1 protein-coding gene is annotated in these 506 nt (G+C 35.4%); it reads right to left on the bottom strand.

Annotation, left to right across the window (positions count from 1 at the left end; translation table 11 throughout):
* Positions 1 to 27: 27 nt before the first annotated feature.
* On the bottom strand, positions 28 to 357 hold the full coding sequence (locus tag I6E61_RS14090) for a GIY-YIG nuclease family protein (RefSeq protein ID WP_227686005.1): 330 nt from the start codon (positions 355 to 357) through the stop codon (positions 28 to 30).
* Positions 358 to 506: the final 149 nt, after the last annotated feature.

The following is a 506-nucleotide window of genomic DNA, read 5'->3' as shown; positions in this document are numbered from 1 at the left end:
ACAGCGAATATGCTTAATTTGAACAAGTTAAGCGCTTTCAATTACGCCGGTATTAAATGCTAAAACGTACGCTTCCTTTTTGGCTCTAGAGAGCTTTTTTAATTGATATTCAAGCTTACTTGCTTCACTTTTGTTGCCCACTTGTTGTTGATGAATAAGTAAAAGCGGCCCTTTGCCTCTAAGGTTTTTAGCCCCTTTCCCTGCTTGATGAGTTGCAAAGCGTTTTTCAACATTAGTCGTGATCCCTGTGTACCAATGACCAAATCGTGTCTCAACTATATATAAAAACCAAGTAGACTCCGTTTTTAAAATATTTGTTTCGATGTGCTGTAAACTTTTTTCATTATTAATGGTCAAAACATTACCTTAACGCCCTTAACATAAAACAATTGCTTAAAAGGGTTTTACCTTCAGTGACTAATCGGTATCATGCAGATTATAAAAAATAAGGATCACAACTAACAATGCAGTCGTTAAAAACTTTTTCTCTTTGGCTTATCGTTGCT

This window comes from Psychrobacter sp. NZS113 (assembly GCF_015864825.1).
GTDB lineage: Bacteria > Pseudomonadota > Gammaproteobacteria > Pseudomonadales > Moraxellaceae > Psychrobacter.
The sequence above is the reverse complement of the archived record's forward strand: the minus strand, read 5'-3'. Positions and strand labels throughout refer to the sequence as shown.